We start from the raw sequence: 18,833 nt of genomic DNA, 5'->3' as shown, positions 1-18,833 counted from the left end.
GGCGGTCGGGTCAGGCGTTGTCGCTGTACTGGTTCGGCCAGCGGCGCGGCTTCACGTCGGCGAGCGCCTTCGCGATCTCGGCGATGTGTTCGGGCGTCGTGCCGCAGCAGCCGCCCGCGAGGTTCACGAGCCCGGCTTGCGCGAATTCCTTCAGGAGCCCCGACGTGACGTCCGGCGTCTCGTCGAAGCCGGTCTCGGCCATCGGGTTCGGCAGGCCCGCGTTCGGGTAGCACGACACGTAGGTGTCGCACAGCTTCGCGAGCTCGGCGATGTACGGGCGCATCAGCGCCGCGCCGAGCGCGCAGTTCAGGCCGAACGTGAGCGGCTTCGCGTGACGCAGCGAGTTCCAGAACGCCTCGACGGTCTGGCCCGACAGGATCCGGCCCGACGCATCGGTGACGGTGCCCGAGATCATGATCGGCAGGCGCTCGCCGGTGTCCTCGAACAGTTCGTCGAGCGCGAACAGCGCGGCCTTCGCGTTCAGCGTGTCGAAGATCGTCTCGACGAGGAACAGGTCGACGCCGCCGTCGAGCAGCGCTTTCGCCTGCTGGTAGTACGACGCGCGCAGCTCGTCGAACGTGACGTTGCGGGCGCCCGGGTCGTTGACGTCCGGCGAGATGCTGGCCGTTTTCGGCGTCGGCCCGATCGCGCCGGCGACGAAGCGCGGCTTGTCCGGCGTCGCGTATTTCGCGGCCGATTCGCGTGCGAGCTTCGCCGATTCGACGTTCATCTCGACGACGAGATCTTCCATCCCGTAATCGGCCTGCGCGACGGTCGTCGCGCCGAACGTGTTGGTCTCGACGATGTCGGCGCCGGCCGCGAAGTACTGGTCGTGGATCTCGCGGATGATCTGCGGCTGCGTGATCGACAGCAACTCGTTGTTGCCCTTGATGTCGCGCGGGAAATCCTTGAAGCGCTCGCCGCGATACGCGGCTTCGTCGAGTTTGTAGCGCTGGATCATCGTGCCCATCGCGCCGTCGAGGATCAGGATGCGCGATTTCAGCAGCGCAGGCAGAGCGGCGCCGCGCGTGTAGTGCGCGTCGAGCGGGACGGAAGCGGCGAGAGGAGTCGCAGACATGGGCGAAAGACCGGCGAAGACGGGAAAACCGTCATTGTAGCCGGTGCGCATGGGCGCCGCCCGGCCTTGCGCGGCGCCGGCCGGGCCGCCAAATGAAAACCCCCGCCCGGCGAACCGGGCAGGGGCATGATCGGAGTGCTCGCGGCGCCGCGTCGATGCGCGGCGAATGGCCCGGCCGCGCGAGGCGCCGGGCCGCGGGACGTCAGTGCAGTACGACGGGCATCATCATCAGGCTGTCGAATTGTCCGAGGAATTCGTCGACTTCATCGAGCGACGGTTCATCTTCGATCAGCTGCTTCACGTGTGCGCGGAATCGTTCGGCAAGTTCGCCGTCGATGAAGATCTCGCGCTGCGCGTTCTTGTCGACGATTTCGTATCCGCCGGCATTCATCAGGTGGTGGCCGGCCTGCGGCGCGAATTCGACGACGCAGTAGTTGGGGCTGTTGTAGATCATTTGCATGGCGGCACTCCTCTTCGCAGTGGCATCTGGCCTTGTTGTCCCCTAGGTGGGGCGAGCCTTGCCGGTTTCAAGGGGCTTGCGCTGCACACCCCGTACCCGTTTGCGTGGGGTGTATCGGTTAGAAGCCGATGTCTATGAAACGTTTCCCATTGTCGACCGGTGGACTGAAATAGTTGTTAAAGAGTGTCATCGGCGATTTCACGGAAATCTGTAATCGGTCGAAATTGCCGAATCACGCGCATTCGCGTGCGAGTTCACTGTGTGACAGGCGATGTGACAGGCGAAGACGCGGGCGGTGCAGCCGGTTGTGCAGCCGGCGGTTGCACGGCGGCGGGCGGCGCGGGTTGTGCCGGTTCGGCGGCCGGTGCGGCCGACGGTTCGGGCGCCGGTGCAGCGGCGGGCGCAGGCGTGGCGCCGCCTGCCGGTGTCTCGTCGGACGGCGCACCCGGCGCCGCGAGCGGGCCGTGCCACAACAGTTCGATCTGCGCGCCGTTCGGTTCGGTCTGCACGAGCCGCGCGGGCAGCCAGCCGAGCGACGGTGCGAGCCACATGTCGATGCGGCGCGTGTCGCCGTCGCGCCGCGGCAGGCGCATGAAGTGCCGCGCGCCGATGGTGCCGGCCTGCGTCTGCACCTGCTCGTCGCCGATCACGGTGATCGGCCAGGTCTCGCCGCTGTTGTTGTCGATCACGAAGAACTGCTGCGTGACGCCCGGCCTGTACGCAGACGGATTGCCGCGCACGAGCCCCGACAGCTGCATCAGCATGCTGAAGCGGTCCTGTATGCCGTCGGGCAACGGTGCGTTGTTCGGCGTGCGCGTGAACACGACCTGCCGGATCTCGCGATTGAAGATCGCGATGTCTTCCGGACGCTTGCCGCGCTTCTCGACGTAACGGTCGGGCGCGACGCCGAACGCGTCGATGCGGCCTTCGCTGCGATAGGAGAACGGGCCGACGAACGGCACGGGCATCGACACCGACAGGTCGTAGGTGCGCCCGTCGGTACGCCAGTGGATCGTGCCGATCATGTTCTGCATGCCGTTGTAGAACGTGTCGTACTGCAGGTCGCCGGACGGCGGCGCGATGAACTTCACGCCGTTCGTCGCGGGGCCCGGTGTCGTGGCGCCGGCGGCGCTGGCCGCACCCGCGGCCGACGCGGCGTGCGCGCCCGACGCGCCCGGTACGCCACTCGCTGCGGACGCGGCGGCCGGCGGCTCGCCGTGTTCGGCCGTTTGCGTCGACGTGAAGACCGGCTCCGGCGCGGGTTTCGGCGCGGCGGCCCTGGGGGCCGCCGGTGCGGGCGCGGCCGGATGCTCGACCGGCTTCGGCGCAGGTGGCGCGGGCTGGCGCTCGATCGGCTGCGGTTTCAGCAGCTCGATCTGCACGGGGACTTCGGCGGGCGCGGGCGGCGTGAACGCGTCGCGGTTGCGCATCAGCCAGAACGCGGCGAGCGTGTGCAGCACCAGCACGACGACGAGTGCAACGCCCACGCGCAGCCATCGGCGGGGCAAGGCGTGACTCGGGCGGATGTCGGCAGGCTGCATGGGCATCGGAACAGGATCGGGGCGCTCGCGTGATGTCGGGCGCGCGGCGCGCGCCACAGGAATCGGACTGTCGAATGCGCCGCGCGTTCGCGCGCGTGCCGTGACGGGGGCGGAATGCGTCAGGCGTCGCGCGCGTCGGGACTATAGCCGAGTTCGTAAGACAGTTTCTGCGCGCATGCGCGCAGCGCCGTGTCGATCTCGCCGCCCCATGCAATGTCGAACGAGCCTTCCTGGCCCAGCGCGACGATGGCGAGTGCGAGTTCGCCGACCGCATCGAACACGGGCATGCAGAACGCGTGGATCGTCGGCAGCAGCATCCCCTCGACGCGCGCGGCCTCGTGCTTGCGCACGTCGGCGAGCACCGCGTCGACCTCGTCGAGCGTGCGCGGGCCGCCGTGGTGCGGCGAGCGGCGCGTATCGGCGAGTTCGCGCTCGAGCATCGCGGCGGTCTTGCTGCGCGGCAGGTACGCGGCGAACAGCAGGCCCGTCGCGGAGCCGAGCAGCGGCATCACGTCGCCGAGCTTCAGCGACGCCTTCGCCGGGTGGCTCGATTCCATCCAGTGCACGATCGTCGGCCCCTGGTTGCCCCACACCGCGATGCCGACCGTCTGGTCGAGGCGGTCGCGGAATTCGGTCAGCGCGATCCGCGCGAGCTTCACGCCGTCGACACGCGCGAGCCGCGCGAGCCCCATCTGCAGCGCGAAGCCGCCGAGCTCGTAGCGGCCCGAGACGGGGTCCTGCGACACCACGCCGAGACGCGAGAAGCTGACCAGGTAGCGGTGCGCTTTCGCGGGACTCATGCCCGCGCGCCGCGCGAGGTCGCGCAGCATCATCGCGCGCGGCTCGCTCGTCAGCACGTCGAGCAGGCGGAAGCCGACCTCGATCGACTGGATGCCGGAACGGACTTTCTCGCTGTTTTCGCCGTGCTCGCCGGAAGCGGCGTCGTCGGTGTCGGAGTCGGCGAGATCGTCGTCGGGAAGCGGGCTGGCGGGCATGGGCGGCAGGTGCGCGAAAATGCGGCAGGAATGGGGGTGAAAATTCGGGGCGAAAAATCGGGGCGAAAACGGCGTGCACGATCGTGGCGCGTCGCCGGGATTCACCATCGTAAAATAGATTCCCTCCATCGTCACTACAACGGCAGAGTCCCCCTTATGAAACTTGCTTCGCTGAAGGACGGCACGCGCGACGGCCAGCTGATCGTCGTGTCGCGCGACCTGCACACCGCGGCGATCGCCGACGCGATCGCGCCGACGTTGCAGCGTGTCCTCGACGACTGGGCGTTCTACGCGCCGCAGCTGCGCGACCTGTACGACGCGCTGAATCACGGCCGCGCGCGCAATGCGTTCGCATTCGATCCGGCCAACTGCATGGCGCCGCTGCCGCGCGCGTTCCAGTGGGCCGACGGCTCCGCTTACGTGAACCACGTCGAGCTCGTGCGCCGCGCGCGCGGCGCCGAGATGCCGCCCGAATTCTGGACCGACCCGCTGATGTACCAGGGCGGCAGCGACGATTTCCTGGGCGCGCGCGACGACGTCGTGTGCCCGTCCGAGGAATGGGGCATCGATTTCGAGGCGGAAGTCGCGGTGATCACCGGCGACGTGCGGATGAGCGCGTCGCCCGACGAAGCGCTGAAGGCCGTCCGGCTCGTCACGCTGGTGAACGACGTGTCGCTGCGCAACCTGATTCCGGCCGAGCTCGCGAAGGGCTTCGGCTTCTTCCAGAGCAAGCCGGCCACCGCATTCGCGCCGGTCGCCGTGACGCCCGACGAGCTCGGTGACGAATGGCGCGAAGGCCGCGTGCACCGGCCGATGATCGTCCACTGGAACGGCAGGAAGGTCGGCCAGCCCGATGCGGGCACCGACATGGTGTTTCACTTCGGCCAGCTGGTCGCGCACGCGGCGAAGACGCGCAACCTGCGCGCCGGGTCGATCGTCGGCTCGGGCACGGTGTCGAACAAGGACGCGAAGCGCGGCTACTGCTGCATCGCCGAGAAGCGCTGCCTCGAGACGATCGAGCACGGCGCGCCGCAGACCGAATTCATGCGCTATGGCGACACAGTGCGCATCGAGATGTTCGACGCGGCCGGCAAGTCGATCTTCGGTGCGATCGAGCAGTCGGTCGCCCCGCCCGACGGCGCGGCGTAAGCCGCGCGGTGCTTGCGCGACACCCGGCTTCGGCCTGCGCGCCGGGTTTCGCCTGATGTTTGCCCGCGCGGGCTTGGCTACACTCGATTCAAGAGCCTCGACTCGAAGGAGCGGCACATGGCCGATCTCGCCGCATACGGCGGTTACGAAGCACTGAAGGTGACGCGCCGCGACCATGGCGTGCTCGACATCGTGATGAGCGGCGAGGGCGCGAACCGCAGCGGCCTCGCGACCGCGAACGCGCGCATGCATCGCGAGCTCGCCGACATCTGGCGCGACGTCGACCGCGATCCCGACACGCGCGTCGCGGTGATCCGCGGCGAGGGCAAGGGCTTCTCGGCGGGCGGCGATCTCGCGCTCGTCGAGGACATGGCGAACGACTTCGACGTGCGCTCCCGCGTGTGGCGCGAGGCGCGCGACCTCGTCTACAACGTGATCAACTGCAGCAAGCCGATCGTATCGGCGATGCATGGCCCGGCCGTCGGCGCGGGGCTCGTCGCCGGGCTGCTCGCCGACATCTCGATCGCCGCGAAGGACGCACGCATCATCGACGGCCACACGCGCCTCGGCGTCGCGGCCGGCGACCACGCGGCGATCGTGTGGCCGCTGCTGTGCGGGATGGCGAAGGCGAAGTACTACCTGCTGCTGTGCGAACCGGTGAGCGGCGAGGAGGCCGAGCGGATCGGGCTGGTGTCGCTCGCGGTCGAGCCGGCCGACCTGCTGCCGAAGGCGTACGAAGTGGCCGAACGGCTCGCGCACGGTTCGCAGTCGGCGATCCGCTGGACCAAGTACGCATTGAACAACTGGCTGCGCACGGCCGGGCCGACCTTCGATACGTCGCTTGCGCTCGAATTCATGGGGTTTGCCGGGCCTGACGTGCAGGAAGGCCTCCGGTCGTTGCGCGAACGGCGCCCGCCCGAGTTCCCCGGCGACGCCCCGTTCTGACACGCGCCGGCGCTATGATCGATCCAGGCGCGGCTCGCGCGACCCATGGCGGCCGCCTCGCCCTCACCCAGTCAACCAGGATGCCCGTATGACGACCGATGCCTCCGGCTCCAATCCTTTCGCCGGCTTTGCCGGCTTCAAGCCCGCCGACATGATGGACCGGATGTGGGACATGATGCGGATGTCGCCGTTCGGCGCGATGACGCCGTTTCCGGGCGGCGCGCATGGGCTGCCGCCGTCGCTGTCGAGCATGTCCGACATGATGGCGCCGCTCACGAGCGTCGAGGAACTCGACAAGCGCATCACCGACCTGCGCGCGGTCGAGCAGTGGCTGAAGCTCAATCTCGGGATGCTGCAGTCGGCGATCCAGGCGCTCGAGGTCCAGCGCGCGACGCTCGCGACGCTGCGTGCGTTCGGCGCGTTCGCGCAGAGCTCGATGTCGGCGGCCGAGGAAGCGGCCGTCGCGGCGGCGCAGGCGGCGAAACCCGCGTCGGCTGCGCCGGGCGATGCGCCGCCGGCGGCGGATGCCGATGCTTCCGCCGCGGATGCAGCCGCGGGCGACGCCGCGCAGGCCTTCGATCCCGCCGGCTGGTGGAACCTGCTGCAGTCGCAGTTCAACCAGCTCGCGAGCCTCGCGATGGCGCAGCCGGGCATGCAGCCCGCCGCGCCGGGCGATGCGCCGCCGGACGCGGCCGCTGCGCCGGAGCAGGCCGCGAAGCCGGCACCGGCCGCCGCCGCGCCGCGCAAGCCCGCCGCGAAGCGTGCCAAATCGACCGGCGCGACCGGCGCGACCGGCGCGACCGGCGCGACCGGCGCGACCGGTTCGGCCGCGGCGCGCGCGGCGGCCGCGTCGTCGCCCGAAACCCGTCCGCCGAAGCGTTCGACGTGACGCGGCGCAGATAGCAGGTCGATCATGCGGCTCGCGCTCGTTCTGATGGGAGGCGGCGCACGTGCCGCCTATCAGGTCGGCGTGCTCAAGGCACTGGCCGAGATCGCGCGCGAGGCCGATCCGCAGCGGCACACGCTGCCGTTCGCGGTCGTGTGCGGCTCGTCGGCCGGCGCGATCAACGCGACGTCGATCGCGAGCCACGCGGACGACTTTTCCCACGGCGTGCGGCGCCTGCTCGAATTCTGGGAGCCGTTGCGTGCCGACTACGTGTATCGCACCGACTGGCTCGGCATCGCGGCCGCCGGTGCGCGCTGGCTCGCGACGATGACGTTCGGCTGGGCGGCCCGCCGCTCGCCGCGCGGGCTGCTCGACAACGCGCCGCTCGCGCACCTGCTGCAGCGCGAGCTGAGCTTCCACCGGATCGAGCAGATGCTCGAGGCGCGCCTGCTGCACGCGCTGTCGATCACGGCGCTCAGCTATTCGAGCGGCCGGCACCTCACGTTCTACCAGGCGGCCGAGCCGATCCAGGCGTGGCGGCGCGCGCAGCGCACAGCGCGGCTCGTCGACCTGTCGGCGTCGCACCTGCTCGCGTCGTCGGCGATTCCGTTCGTGTTCCCGGCCGTGCCGCTCGTGCTCGACGGGCAGGTCGAGTACTTCGGCGACGGATCGATCCGGCAGATCGCGCCGCTGTCGCCGGCGATCCACTTCGGCGCGCACCGGATCGTCGTGGTCGGTGCGGCCGACCCGCGGCCCGAGATTCCGGCCGTGAACGGCACGGGGCTGGTACGCGGCTACCCGACGCTCGCGCAGATCGGCCAGCAGGTGCTCGCGAGCGTGTTCCTCGACTCGATCGGCTCGGACATCGAGCGCATCGAGCACATCAACCGGATGATCGAGCACCTGCCGCACCAGGTCGAGGTGGACAGCGGCTGGCGGCACGTCGACGTGCTCGCGATCGCGCCGTCCGAGCGTATCGAGCTGATCGCCGCGAAACACCTGAAGCAGATGCCGGCGACGATGCGCGGGCTGCTCGGCGCGATCGGCGGCAGCCAGCCGGCCGGCGCGTCGTTTGCGAGCTACCTGCTGTTCGAGGAGGCGTTCACGCGCGAACTGATCGAGCTCGGCTACCGCGACGGGCGCGCGCAGCGCGACACGCTGGCCGGCTGGATCGCGCTGGCGGACGGCGCCAGCGCACCGGCCGCCGGCATGCCGCCGGAAGACGGTTTCGCGACCGGCGAAATACGGGTCTGATGCGCCGGGAGAGGGGCGGGGTTGCATTTTCGCGACGCCCGGCCGCGACCGATCGCCGCACCGCGATTGGCGGCGCGCGACCGGGCGGGCGTCTCGGAACCGTCATGCACGCGTGCTATCATGGCCGCCGCCGTATACACCATATCGAACAGCCCGCCGATCCGGCATCCGCACGGGGCCCTACGGGGAACCCGCCTGGGGCAGGGGACGGGCTCGTCAGCGAGCCGGCCAGCGCCGGCCCCCACTCAGGCAAGCGCGTAGCCGGTTCCGTTCGTACGGATTGTGGCTGCGGCATGCCGCAACGGCGGCGGCGCGGCCGCCCGGCTGCCGGACGAGCAATCGGCGTCCGGCCGGTCGGTTTCACGCGTAAAATTACAGTCTTGGCCGCAAAAAGCGCGCTTGGCGCGCCTTTGCGGCAACAGTCACGTTTAGAGAAGTCGCATTGCGCAGAACAGGGGTGGGACCATCATGAACACCATGCTTTATCCGGAACTTTACAGGTCGCTCGAAGCTGTCCGCTGGGACATGGAGAAGGACATTCCGTGGGACAAGTTCGACGCTTCGCTGCTCACCGACGAGCAGGCGAAGACGATCAAGATGAACGCGATCACCGAATGGTCGGCGCTGCCCGCGACGGAAATGTTCCTGCGCGACAACCAGCACGACAGCGACTTTTCCGCGTTCATGAGCGTGTGGTTCTTCGAGGAGCAGAAGCATTCGCTCGTGCTGATGGAATACCTGCGCCGCTTCCGGCCGGAGATGGTGCCGACCGAAGAGGAACTGCACGCGGTGCGCTTCGAATTCGACCCGGCGCCGCCGCTCGAGACGCTGATGCTGCACTTCTGCGGCGAGATCCGCCTGAACCACTGGTACCGCTGCGCGGCCGACTGGCACACCGAGCCGGTCATCAAGCAGATCTACGAAACGATTTCGCGCGATGAAGCGCGCCATGGCGGTGCCTACCTGCGCTACATGAAGAAGGCGCTGAACAACTGCGGCGACGTCGCGCGCGCGGCGTTCGCGAAGATCGGCGTGCTGATGGCGTCGGCGCGCCGCACCGAGAAGCCGCTGCACCCGACCAACCTGCACGTGAACCAGGCGCTGTTCCCGCGCGATACCGTGCAGTCGCGCCTGCCCGATCCGGAATGGCTCGAGCGCTGGCTCGACGAGCAGATCCGGTTCGACGGCGAGTGGGAAAAGAAGGTCGTCGAGCGGATCCTGCACAACCTGTCGATCCTGTTCGAGCGCACGTTCGCGACCGCGCAGGAGCTGAACCGCTATCGCAAGGAAGTCACCAGCCGCCTGCAGGCCGAAAGCGGCCCGTCGTCGGCCGCGCAGCCGGCCTAAGGCCGGCAGGCGCCGCCGCCGGCGTGAATCGCGCCGGCCGGTAGCGCCGCAGTGCCGTACCCGACGCACGAAGCCCGCCTGGCCAGCCCGGCGGGCTTTTTATCTGGCGCCGCCGTCGCGCGCGCCGTTGCTCATTCCGTCCGACCTTCACCATGTCCGCCACCTTCGAACGCAAGCTGATCACCCGTGATGCCCTCGTCGCGCTGCGCGCGTCGCTGCCGTCGCCCGTCGTGTTCACCAACGGCGTATTCGACATCCTGCACCGCGGCCACGTCACGTATCTCGCCGACGCGAAAGCGCTCGGCGCGTGCCTGATCGTCGGCGTGAACAGCGATGCGTCGGTGCGCATGCTCGGCAAGGGCGACGACCGGCCGATCAATCGCGAGGAGGACCGCGCGGCACTGCTCGCGGCGCTGGAAAGCGTCGACTGGGTCGTGACGTTCGGGGAAAAGACGCCGGTGTCGCTGATCGAGGCCGTCCGTCCGGACATCCTCGTGAAGGGCGGCGACTACGACATGGATGCACTGCCGGAATCGGCGCTCGTGCGCGGCTGGGGCGGCCGTGCGCTGGCGATTCCGTTCGAGCACGACCGCTCGACCACCGCGTTGCTGAAGAAGGTGCGCGCGCAGCAGTCCTGAGCGCGGCCGGGCGCCGTCAGGGCGCGGACGCCGCGAGCGGGGCGGTCGTGACGGCCGGCGGCGCGATCGGGCCACCGACGACGGGTTGGTCGGTCGCTTGCGCGAGCGGCGTCACGCGCAGCGCATCGGGCCGGACCTGCCGCGACAGCACGCCGGGTTCACGCGGGCCGGCCGACGGCAGCGGCCCGAACACGCCGCGCGCCACCACGAACGCGAGCATGTTGGCGAGAAAGAGAACAGCGATCAGCCAGCGCAGCATCGTCGAACCTCCTTGTCGTCATCGACGTCGTTCACGTCATTCAGTCGAGCCGGCCGCATGGCCGGCTTTTTCATGGCTTCCGCCGGTCGAATGCACGGGCGGTTGCAGCTGCCCCGCGCGTACAGCTTCGTCAGCGTGCCGCATGTCCGTCCGGACCCGCGTCCGCCATGCACCGGCGCGATGCCGGCGCCGGTTCCATCAATCCTGGGCGGTTTCGGCCGCAATCAGCGCGAGCCCGGACAGGATCAGTGCATCGTGCCGCGTATGCGGCACTGTCAGCGCGCGTGCGACGTCGTCCGCCGCGCCGCCGGCCAGCACGAGCCGCACGGGTGCGTGCCACGCGTCGGCAAGGTCGCGCCACGCGCGTTCGATCAGCCCGGCCTGCGCGTACAGGCAGCCGGCCGACAACGAGCGCGGCGTATCGACCTGGAACGGATCGGCCTGCGCACCCGCGAGCAATCCGCTCGCGATATCGGTGGTCAGCGTCGGCAACTGCGCGGTGTGCGTGCCGAGCGCGCGCATCATCAGCGCCCAGCCCGGCGCGATCAGCCCGCCGGTGAAGCGGCCGTCCGCGCGCAGCGCCTCGAGTGTCGTCGCGGTGCCGAACGTCGCGATCAGCAGGTGCTCGCCCGGAAACGCCGCGTGCGCGCCGATCAGGCCGGCCCAGCGGTCGCTGCCGAGCTGTTCGGGTGTCGTATAGCCGTTCGTCACGCCGCATTGCGTGTGACGCGAGCGTATCGTCGTGCGCGGCAGGCCCGGCCAGCGCGCGTCGAGCAGCGCGTCGAGCCGGGCGGCCACGTCGGCGCCCGCGACGTTCGAGATCCACGCGCCGCGCGGATGCGGCAGGTTCGACCAGTCGGGATCGGCGCCGCCGTCGCGCGTGTGGCCGAATGCGCCCGTCTCGACGAGCGTGCGCTGCGCATCGGCGAGCGCCCACTTGATCCGGCTGTTGCCGGCGTCGATCAGCAGGTGCGGCTCGTTCATTGCGCTTCGCGCAGCGACACGTCGCCGGCCGCGATCGCCTGGATGCCGTCCGGCGTGTCGAGCAGCAGCTGGCCGGTCGCGTCGATGCCCGTCGCGATGCCGCGCGCGCGTTCGACGCCCTGTTCGAGCAGGACGACTTCGCGCCCTGCATACGCGTGCAACGCATGCCAGCGCGGCACGAACGGCGCGAGCCCTTCGGCGCCGAACTGCGCGAGCGCGGGCGTGAGCGCGTTCAGCGACGCGGCGAGCGTATCGGTGAGGTTGGCCGATGCGCACGCGATCGACAGCGCAGCGGGCGGCAGCCCGCTCGCGAGCGTCGCTTCGCGCGCGCGCAGCGCGTCGACCTGCGCGGCGACGGCTTCCGCGCCGCGGACGTTGATGCCGAAGCCGATCACGACGGCGGTCGCGTCGGCGCTGGCCCAGGCGGTTTCGATCAGGATCCCGGCGAGCTTGCCGACGATGCGCGGCGTGCCGTCGTCGGTGGCCGTCAGCAGCAGGTCGTTCGGCCATTTGAGCGCGACGCGCGAGCGGGCGTCGAGCGGCAGCGTGGCCAGCCCTTCCGCGAGCGCGACGCCGATCGCGATGCTGAGGCCGCCGAGCGCGTCGACGGGGCGCGGCACGATGCAGCCGACCGAGCACAGCAGCGCGTTGCCGGGCTGCGCGAACCACGGGCGGCCTTGCCGGCCGCGGCCGGCCGTCTGCTCGAACGCCACGCGCACGAGCGGCGCGGGCAGCGCGTTCGCGTGGCGCGGCAGCGCCTTGAGCCGGGTGGCGACGTCGGCGTTGGTCGAGCCGGTAGCGGCGACGATGTCGAGCGGCCACGCACGCGGCGCGGCGTCCAGGTGCGCCTCGAGCCGGTTGCGCGCGATGTGCGCGTCGCCGGAATCGGGCGTGTCGGAGGAGGTGGGGGCGTTCATGGCGCCTATTGTAGCGACAGGGGGCGGTGGCGCGCGTCGAGCGGCGCGCGCCACCGGCAGTGATAGACCGGCAGTGATCGACCGGCGGCGACCAACCGGCCGCGACTGACCGGCGGCGACCGATCGGCAATGACCAACCGGCAATGACCAACCGGCAGAGACCAACCGGCAGAGACCAACCGGCAGAGACCAACCGGCAGAGACCGACCGGCAGTGACTGACCAGCGGCGACCGATCGGCAATGACCAACCGGCCGCGACCAACCGGCAGAGACCAATCAGCAATGACCGACCAGCATCTACCGCCAGGGCGGCGCGCGGCCGCCCGCATGCGCGCGGCGCCGGCGCGCCGCCGCACGACTCAATGCTTTTCCATCTGCTCCAGCGCCTTGATGTCTTCTTCGGACGTCATTTCGCACGCAAGCAGCGTTTTACCCTTCAGCGCCGGGCCCTGGCGGGCCGACACGAGGATCAGCGCGCCGCCCGGGCCGCGCACCGTCAGGCGGCGCGAATAGCCTGCCGACGACGCGCCCAGCAGGTGCCCCTTTTCCGGCGCGAGCTTGTAGCGTTGCGCGAGCTGGCCGGCGACTTCGCCGTCCACGAGCACGCCGATCCCGGTGCTGGTGAACACGACGTGCTGCGTCGTGAAGCCGTCCCGGTGGATCGGCTCCGGCAGACGGAAGACCGCGGCGCCCAGCATCGATTCGTCCGGCTTCGGATCGGTGGCCTTGACGGTGTTGTAGATCGAGTCCATCAGGTCCGACGTGAACGGCGGATTGCAGATCGCGGCGTTGAAGATGTCGGGTTGCGCGGGCGGCGCGGCGAATGCAGCGAGCGGCGCGGCGGAGAGGGCAATGGCAATGGCGGCGGCGCCGACGGCAGCGGCGCGACGCCCGGACAGGCGAAGGGACATGAATGCAGTTCTCTCAGGTTTTATTGTGAGGCTGCATGTTAATGCATCGCCGCACGCCGGCCGATCGACGGGGAGCGGCCGGGTGGTGGCAATGCAACAGGCGCGCACCCGCGCGCCGCGATCGATTCCGTTGCCGGATGATCGATGCGCGGCACGTCGGGGCTTGCGTGTCAGGCAGCCGGTGCGATGCGGGTTCGCGTTACGGCGCGACGACCGGGTGCTTCAGCGCGTGCGCGGTCTCGATCCACTGCGCATGGAACTCGTCCGCGTCGGGCTTGAGCCCGAGTTCGCCGTTGCGATAGGCCATCGCGAGCGTCTGCACGGCTTCCGGCAGCTCGTGCTCGGCGGCGCGGCGATACAGCGCCAGCGCGCGCGCCTCGTCGCGCGGCACGCCGCTGCCTTCGCGGTACGCGTTCGCGAGCATGAAGTCCGCGGCCGGGATGTCCGCGCGCGACGCGACGTCGAACCAGTGCGCGGCCTGCACGGGATCGGCGGCGACGCCGTAGCCGCTGCGATAGATCAGCCCGAGGTAATACGCGGCGGCCGGGTCGCCCTGCGCGGCCGCTTCGCCGAGCAGCGTGCGGGCGCGTGCATAGTCCTTCGGCATGTCGCTGCTGCCGAGCAGCAACGCCTTGCCGAGCGCGAGCTGCGCGCGCCGGGCGGCCGGCGCGTCGGCCTTGCTGTCTGCCGCCGCGGCCGTTTCCAGCCAGCCGCGCCCCTCGTCGCGCAAGCCCGGTTCGCGCGCGTCGACGAGCGCGATGCCGAGCGCCGCCTGCGCGTCGCCCGAGCCGCCGCGCGCCAGCGTGCGCAACTGCGCGAGCGCATGCGGCTCGGTGGCCTGCGTGACCATCGCCTGCCACTCGTCGAGCTGCGCGGCGCTCGGCGCGGGGCCGGCGCCGCGCAGGCCGGCTGCCGCGACGACGGCCGCGACGGTCACGGCCGCCGCCGCGAGCAGCGCGGCCGGCGGAAGTTTCGCGCGCAGCAGGCGCCGCGCGGCGGCGGAGAGGCCGGTTTCGGCCGGCCGCATCGTCCGGATCGGTTGCATCGCGGGTCTCATTGCGTGAGGTCGATTTCGTAGGTGGCGAGGTTCTTGCCCGAGCCGTCGTCGGCCGCGACCTGCGTGATGCCGGTCAGGCCGGCCGCCGCCGCGTCGCCGAGGCGATTCGGCGCGGACGCGAACTGCACGTGCGCGACCGAGCTCGCGAGCTTCGTGAAGCGCCAGCTGCGCTGCGCGCCGTCCGCCGTGCGCGTGATCGCGCCGCGCTTCTTGATGAACGCGATCAGCACGTCGCGGTTCGCATCCGGCGACGCGAAGATCGTCTTGCTGCCGTCGAGGCCCGGGAAGTTGCCGCCGCCGCTCGCGCGGTAGTTGTTGGTCGCGACGATGAACTGTGCGTTCGGGTCGATCGGCGCGCCCTTGTACGTCAGGTTCCTGATCCGGCTGCCGACCGGCTGCGTGACGTCGATTTCATACGCGAGATCGGCCGACGTGAACATGTCGAAGTTGTAGCCGGGGAAGGTGCTGACGAGCGGTTGCACGGTCGCCTTGGTCGGGTCGATCCGGTTGAAGCGCTTCGCGGCGGTTTCGAGCCAGTTCTTCACGTCGGCGCCGCTGACCTTTACCGCATACACGGTGTTCGGATACAGGTACAGGTCGGCCGCGTTGTTGATCGCGAGCGCGCCCGGTGCGACGTCGGTGTAGTCGGTGCCGCCGCCGAAGCCGCTCTTGAACGGCGCGCTGACCGACAGCACCGGCAGCGACGCGTATTGCGGCAGGTTCGCCTGCACGTAGGTCTTCACGTAGTCGGCCTGCGCCTCGTTGACGATCTGGATCGCGCCCGGATCGCCGACATCGGCGAAGTACGAGTTCATCCGGTAGTCGGTCGAGCCGATCGGCGTCTTCACATAGTCGATCGTCGCCTGGTGCTCGGCGGCGATCGCGGCGGAAACCGACGGATCGGCCGCCACGTAGCTCTTGTCGGCGTTCTGGATCGGCCGCGCCTCGACGGTCGTCTGCGACTTGTCGACGCTCCACGTCTTGCCGTCGAACTTCAGGCCGAGCTTGATCACGCCGAGGTGCTTGCCCCAGTAGTTGGCCATCACGGTCGGCACGCCGTTGACGGTGCCCTTGACCTTGTCGACGCCCGGCAGGTTGAACTGCGACACGGTGCTGTTCGCGTCCGGGAACACCTGGTGCGAGTGGCCGATCAGCATCGCGTCGATGCCGGTCACCTTCGACAGCCACCAGCTGCCGTTCTCCATCGTCGGCGAATACGCGGAATTGTCGAGGCCGCCGTGCGAGATCGCGACGACGAGGTCGGCGCCCTTCGCGCGCATCTCCGGAATGTACTTCTCGGCCGCTTCCTTCAGGCCGGTCGTGTAGACCTTGCCGTCGAGCCAGCGCTTGTCCCAGTTCATGATCGCGGGCGGCGTGAAGCCGATGATGCCGATCTTCACGGGCGCGCTGACCGTCTTGCCGTCCGGCGTGGTCGCGGTCACGGTGCGGGTCAGGATCGTGTACGGCGTGAACAGCGGCGCGTTGGTCTTCGCGCTGATCACGTTCGCGAGCACCTGCGGGAAGTTCGGGCCCGCGCATTTCTTCTGCTGGGCCGGCGCCGGCAGGCCGTCGACCTCGAACGTGTTGCCGGTCACCTGCGACAGGTACGGCAGCCCGTAGTTGAATTCGTGGTTGCCGATCCCGCCGCCGTCGAATTTCGCGGCGTTCATCACCTTGTAGATGGCGAGCGTCTGGTCGCAGCCGACCGGCTTCACGAGCGCCTGGTAGTCGGACAGCGCGGTGCCCTGGATCGTGTCGCCGTTGTCGAGCAGCAGCGTGTTCGGGTACTGCTTGCGCGCCTGCGCGATCAGCGTCGACACGCGTTCGAAGCCGAGGGAATTGTCGGCGGCGAGCTTGAAATAGTCGTACGACAGCACGTTGGTGTGCAGGTCGGTCGTCTCGAGCAGGGCGAGCGTGGCCGTCGTGCCGACGGGCGCCTGGGCTGCCGGCGGCGTCGCCGGCGGCGAGGTCACGTCGTCGCCGCCGCAGGCGGCGAGGATGAAGGCGAGGCTGGCGAGCGCGGCGATGGCCGGCACGCGACGGCGGGAAAGCAGGGGGAGACGCATCGGTTGTCCTGTTCGGTGTTCTGTTTTATGAAACGCGAGGTGCGCAACGATTGGCGGCGCGGGGCGCCGACGGCCTGATGTGCGGCGCGAGAGAGTATCGAAAGGAAACGTGACGGAAGAATGAAAGGTGGTGACGTCGGCATCGGGCAACGGGCGGCGGCTTCCTCCCGCACGCCGGGGCGGGCTCCCCGGCTGCGCGCCCCGAGCTCGCCGCCCGCACGGAAATCCTCACGTCGCGGCGACGGGCGGTTCGCTACAATGGCCGCTGTCACCTTTTTGCAAACAACCTGCCCTTGGACTTCGAGACTCCTCCCGGCCTGTCGGTCGACGCCGGCGGCCAGGGCCAGACGGTGCGCCTGACCGGCCAGTGGACCGCGCTCGCGCTTGCACGCAATCGCGGCGCGGTGGCGCGCCGTATCGCGAGCATCGCGTCCGGGCGCGTGAGCGAATGGGATCTGTCCGGCATCGAGCGGCTCGACCACGTCGGCGGCCAGGCGCTGTGGCGCGTGTGGGGCCGCAAGCTGCCGGACGGCGTCGCACTGAGCGCCACGCAGCGCACGATCTTCGAGCGCATCGAGCGGCTCGACAGCGAGCGCGAGGCGCCCGAGCGCGTCGTGCGCGTCGATCCCGTCACGCGGCTCGGCCAGGCGATCTTCCGGTTCGGCGAGCACCTGCAGGGCGGCATCGCGCTGTTCGGCCTCGTGATCCTCGATGCGCTGTCGGTGTTGCGCCGTCCGCAGACGATGCCGTGGAAGGAGACCTCCGCGAACATCTACAGCGCGGGCGCCCAGGCGCTGCCGATCACCGCGCTCGTCGCGTTCCTGATCGGCATCGTGCTCAGCTACCTGTCCGCGCAGCAGCTGCAGATGTTCGGCGCGAACCGCTACATCGTGAACATCCTCGGGCTGTCGGTGATCCGCGAGCTCGGCCCGGTGCTGTCGGCCATTCTCGTCGCGGGCCGCTCCGGCTCGGCGATCACCGCGCAGATCGGCGTGATGCGCGTGACCGAGGAGCTCGACGCGATGCGCGTGATGGGCATCCCGCACGGGCTGCGGCTGATCCTGCCGCGCGTGCTTGCGCTCGGCGTCGCGATGCCGCTGCTCGTCATGTGGACCAACATCATCGCGCTGACGGGCGGCGCGCTCGCCGCGAAGCTCGTGCTCGGCATCGACGTCAACTATTTCGTGCGCTCGCTGCCGGGCGTCGTGCCGATCGCGAACCTGTACATCGGGGTCGGCAAGGGCGTCGTGTTCGGCATGCTGATCGCGCTGGTCGCCTGCCATTTCGGCTTCCGGATCAAGGCGAACTCGCAGAGTCTCGGCGAAGGCACGACCACGTCGGTCGTGACGTCGATCACGGTCGTGATCCTCGCCGACGCGGTGTTCGCGATCCTGTTCCAGAACGTGGGGCTCGGATGAACGCATCGAACGAAACGACCGCGCACGCCGCGGCCATCGGTGCCGGGTCGGTCGGCGAGCGGCCGGCCGCGGCGGCCGATCCCGGCGATCTCGTGATCGAGGTGCGCAACCTGACCAAGCGCTACGGGCGCAACATCATCCACCAGAAGCTCGACTTCGACGTGCGGCGCGGCGAGATCGTGTCGATCGTCGGCGGCTCGGGCTCCGGCAAGACCACGCTCGTGCGGCAGATCCTCGGCCTCGAGCGGCCGACGTCCGGCACGATCAAGGTGTTCGGCGAGGATACGGCGACGATCGACGACGCGAGCGCGCGGATGATGCGCACGCGTTCCGGGATGCTGTTCCAGCAGGGCGCGCTGTTCTCGTCGATGACGGTGTTCGACAACGTCGCGCAGCCGCTGCGCGAGCTCGGCCGCGTGCCGCCGGACCTGCTGCACGACATCGTGATGCTCAAGCTCGAGATGGTCGGGCTGCCGTGCAAGCACGCGTCGAAGATGCCGGCCGCGCTGTCGGGCGGGATGGTCAAGCGGGTCGGCATCGCGCGCGCGATCGCGCTCGAGCCCGAGCTGCTGTTCCTCGACGAGCCGACGGCCGGCCTCGATCCGCAGGCGTCGGACGAATTCGTCGAGCTGATCGCGACGCTCCACCGCACGCTCGGGCTGACCGTCGTGATGGTGACGCACGATCTCGACACGATGGTCGCGCTGTCGACGCGCGTCGCGGTGCTGGCCGACCGCAAGGTGCTGGTCGCCGCGCCGGTGGAGGAGGCCGCGAACGTCGACCATCCGTTCATCCACGAATATTTCCTGGGGCTGCGCGGGCGCCGCGCATTGCAGGCGCTGCCGCCCGAGCGGCGCGCGAAGCTGCCGAAGGCGGCCCTCGAACCGGCGCTGTCGAGCGTCGAGCTGTAGGCACGAAGGAATCCTC

Annotated in this window: 18 protein-coding genes; 8 read left to right on the top strand and 10 right to left on the bottom strand. The window is 69.7% G+C overall.

All coding sequences use genetic code 11. The annotated features are described in order from the left end of the window. Positions 1-10: 10 nt before the first annotated feature. The 4 genes from DPV79_RS18290 to DPV79_RS18270 all read right to left on the bottom strand — a co-directional run bounded on the left by DPV79_RS18290 (position 11) and on the right by DPV79_RS18270 (position 4,074). Positions 11-1,078, bottom strand: a complete 1,068-nt coding sequence (locus DPV79_RS18290; RefSeq protein ID WP_060126632.1) for a homocysteine S-methyltransferase family protein — start codon at positions 1,076-1,078, stop codon at positions 11-13. A gap of 202 nt (positions 1,079-1,280) precedes the next feature. Beyond that, positions 1,281-1,538, bottom strand: a complete 258-nt coding sequence (locus DPV79_RS18285) for a BTH_I0359 family protein (protein WP_006477667.1) — start codon at positions 1,536-1,538, stop codon at positions 1,281-1,283. Between the two features lie 254 nt (positions 1,539-1,792). Continuing rightward, the gene (locus tag DPV79_RS18275) at positions 1,793-3,085 is read right to left on the bottom strand and encodes a DUF3108 domain-containing protein (RefSeq protein WP_113046099.1); all 1,293 of its coding nucleotides are present in this window, start codon (positions 3,083-3,085) and stop codon (positions 1,793-1,795) included. A gap of 113 nt (positions 3,086-3,198) precedes the next feature. Beyond that, positions 3,199-4,074, bottom strand: coding sequence for an IclR family transcriptional regulator (locus DPV79_RS18270; protein WP_165843529.1), 876 nt, complete (start codon positions 4,072-4,074; stop codon positions 3,199-3,201). A gap of 156 nt (positions 4,075-4,230) precedes the next feature. Between DPV79_RS18270 and DPV79_RS18265 the strand changes: the two genes are divergently transcribed. From DPV79_RS18265 to rfaE2, 6 genes are all read left to right on the top strand, one after another. After that, complete coding sequence (locus DPV79_RS18265) at positions 4,231-5,223, top strand: fumarylacetoacetate hydrolase family protein (RefSeq protein ID WP_027789012.1); 993 nt, start codon at positions 4,231-4,233, stop codon at positions 5,221-5,223. Positions 5,224-5,340: 117 nt separating this feature from the next. Further along, positions 5,341-6,168, top strand: coding sequence for an enoyl-CoA hydratase/isomerase family protein (locus tag DPV79_RS18260; protein ID WP_021160148.1), 828 nt, complete (start codon positions 5,341-5,343; stop codon positions 6,166-6,168). Between the two features lie 88 nt (positions 6,169-6,256). Further along, positions 6,257-7,057 carry a PhaM family polyhydroxyalkanoate granule multifunctional regulatory protein gene (locus DPV79_RS18255; RefSeq protein ID WP_113046097.1) on the top strand — a complete coding sequence of 267 codons (801 nt, stop codon included), beginning with the start codon at positions 6,257-6,259 and terminating at the stop codon, positions 7,055-7,057. A 24-nt stretch (positions 7,058-7,081) separates the two neighbouring features. Further along, positions 7,082-8,308 (top strand): patatin-like phospholipase family protein, encoded by a 1,227-nt coding sequence (locus DPV79_RS18250; protein WP_113046096.1) that lies wholly within the window; start codon positions 7,082-7,084, stop codon positions 8,306-8,308. 468 nt (positions 8,309-8,776) lie between these two features. Continuing rightward, positions 8,777-9,655, top strand: coding sequence for a ferritin family protein (locus tag DPV79_RS18240; protein WP_048023863.1), 879 nt, complete (start codon positions 8,777-8,779; stop codon positions 9,653-9,655). 152 nt (positions 9,656-9,807) lie between these two features. Next, complete coding sequence (gene rfaE2, locus DPV79_RS18235; RefSeq protein WP_012329309.1) at positions 9,808-10,293, top strand: D-glycero-beta-D-manno-heptose 1-phosphate adenylyltransferase; 486 nt, start codon at positions 9,808-9,810, stop codon at positions 10,291-10,293. Positions 10,294-10,309: 16 nt separating this feature from the next. Here rfaE2 and DPV79_RS18230 read toward each other — a convergent pair whose 3' ends face one another. From DPV79_RS18230 to DPV79_RS18205, 6 genes are all read right to left on the bottom strand, one after another. After that, a complete protein-coding gene (locus DPV79_RS18230) occupies positions 10,310-10,552 on the bottom strand; it encodes a hypothetical protein (RefSeq protein ID WP_027789017.1) in 243 nt (80 codons plus the stop codon). A 198-nt stretch (positions 10,553-10,750) separates the two neighbouring features. Further along, positions 10,751-11,536, bottom strand: coding sequence for a type III pantothenate kinase (locus tag DPV79_RS18225; protein ID WP_113046105.1), 786 nt, complete (start codon positions 11,534-11,536; stop codon positions 10,751-10,753). Beyond that, the gene (locus tag DPV79_RS18220; RefSeq protein WP_048023870.1) at positions 11,533-12,453 is read right to left on the bottom strand and encodes a biotin--[acetyl-CoA-carboxylase] ligase; all 921 of its coding nucleotides are present in this window, start codon (positions 12,451-12,453) and stop codon (positions 11,533-11,535) included. Before DPV79_RS18220 ends, DPV79_RS18225 begins: the two co-directional genes overlap by 4 nt. Positions 12,454-12,813: 360 nt before the next feature. After that, on the bottom strand, positions 12,814-13,365 hold the full coding sequence (locus DPV79_RS18215) for a hypothetical protein (RefSeq protein ID WP_048023872.1): 552 nt from the start codon (positions 13,363-13,365) through the stop codon (positions 12,814-12,816). A gap of 199 nt (positions 13,366-13,564) precedes the next feature. Continuing rightward, on the bottom strand, positions 13,565-14,410 hold the full coding sequence (locus DPV79_RS18210; RefSeq protein ID WP_113046095.1) for a tetratricopeptide repeat protein: 846 nt from the start codon (positions 14,408-14,410) through the stop codon (positions 13,565-13,567). A gap of 8 nt (positions 14,411-14,418) precedes the next feature. After that, the gene (locus DPV79_RS18205; RefSeq protein ID WP_021164211.1) at positions 14,419-16,488 is read right to left on the bottom strand and encodes a bifunctional 2',3'-cyclic-nucleotide 2'-phosphodiesterase/3'-nucleotidase; all 2,070 of its coding nucleotides are present in this window, start codon (positions 16,486-16,488) and stop codon (positions 14,419-14,421) included. Between the two features lie 293 nt (positions 16,489-16,781). Between DPV79_RS18205 and DPV79_RS18200 the strand changes: the two genes are divergently transcribed. Next, positions 16,782-17,906 carry an MlaE family ABC transporter permease gene (locus DPV79_RS18200; protein WP_021164213.1) on the top strand — a complete coding sequence of 375 codons (1,125 nt, stop codon included), beginning with the start codon at positions 16,782-16,784 and terminating at the stop codon, positions 17,904-17,906. Beyond that, entirely contained in the window at positions 17,903-18,817 is a 915-nt protein-coding gene (locus tag DPV79_RS18195; protein ID WP_060083211.1) for an ABC transporter ATP-binding protein, read from the top strand. The genes DPV79_RS18200 and DPV79_RS18195 overlap by 4 nt, the downstream gene beginning before the upstream one ends. Positions 18,818-18,833: the final 16 nt, after the last annotated feature.

The organism is Burkholderia reimsis (genome assembly GCF_003294055.1).
GTDB lineage: Bacteria > Pseudomonadota > Gammaproteobacteria > Burkholderiales > Burkholderiaceae > Burkholderia > Burkholderia cepacia.
Note: the sequence above shows the minus strand (reverse complement) of the source record. Positions and strands in the feature narration are given on the sequence as shown.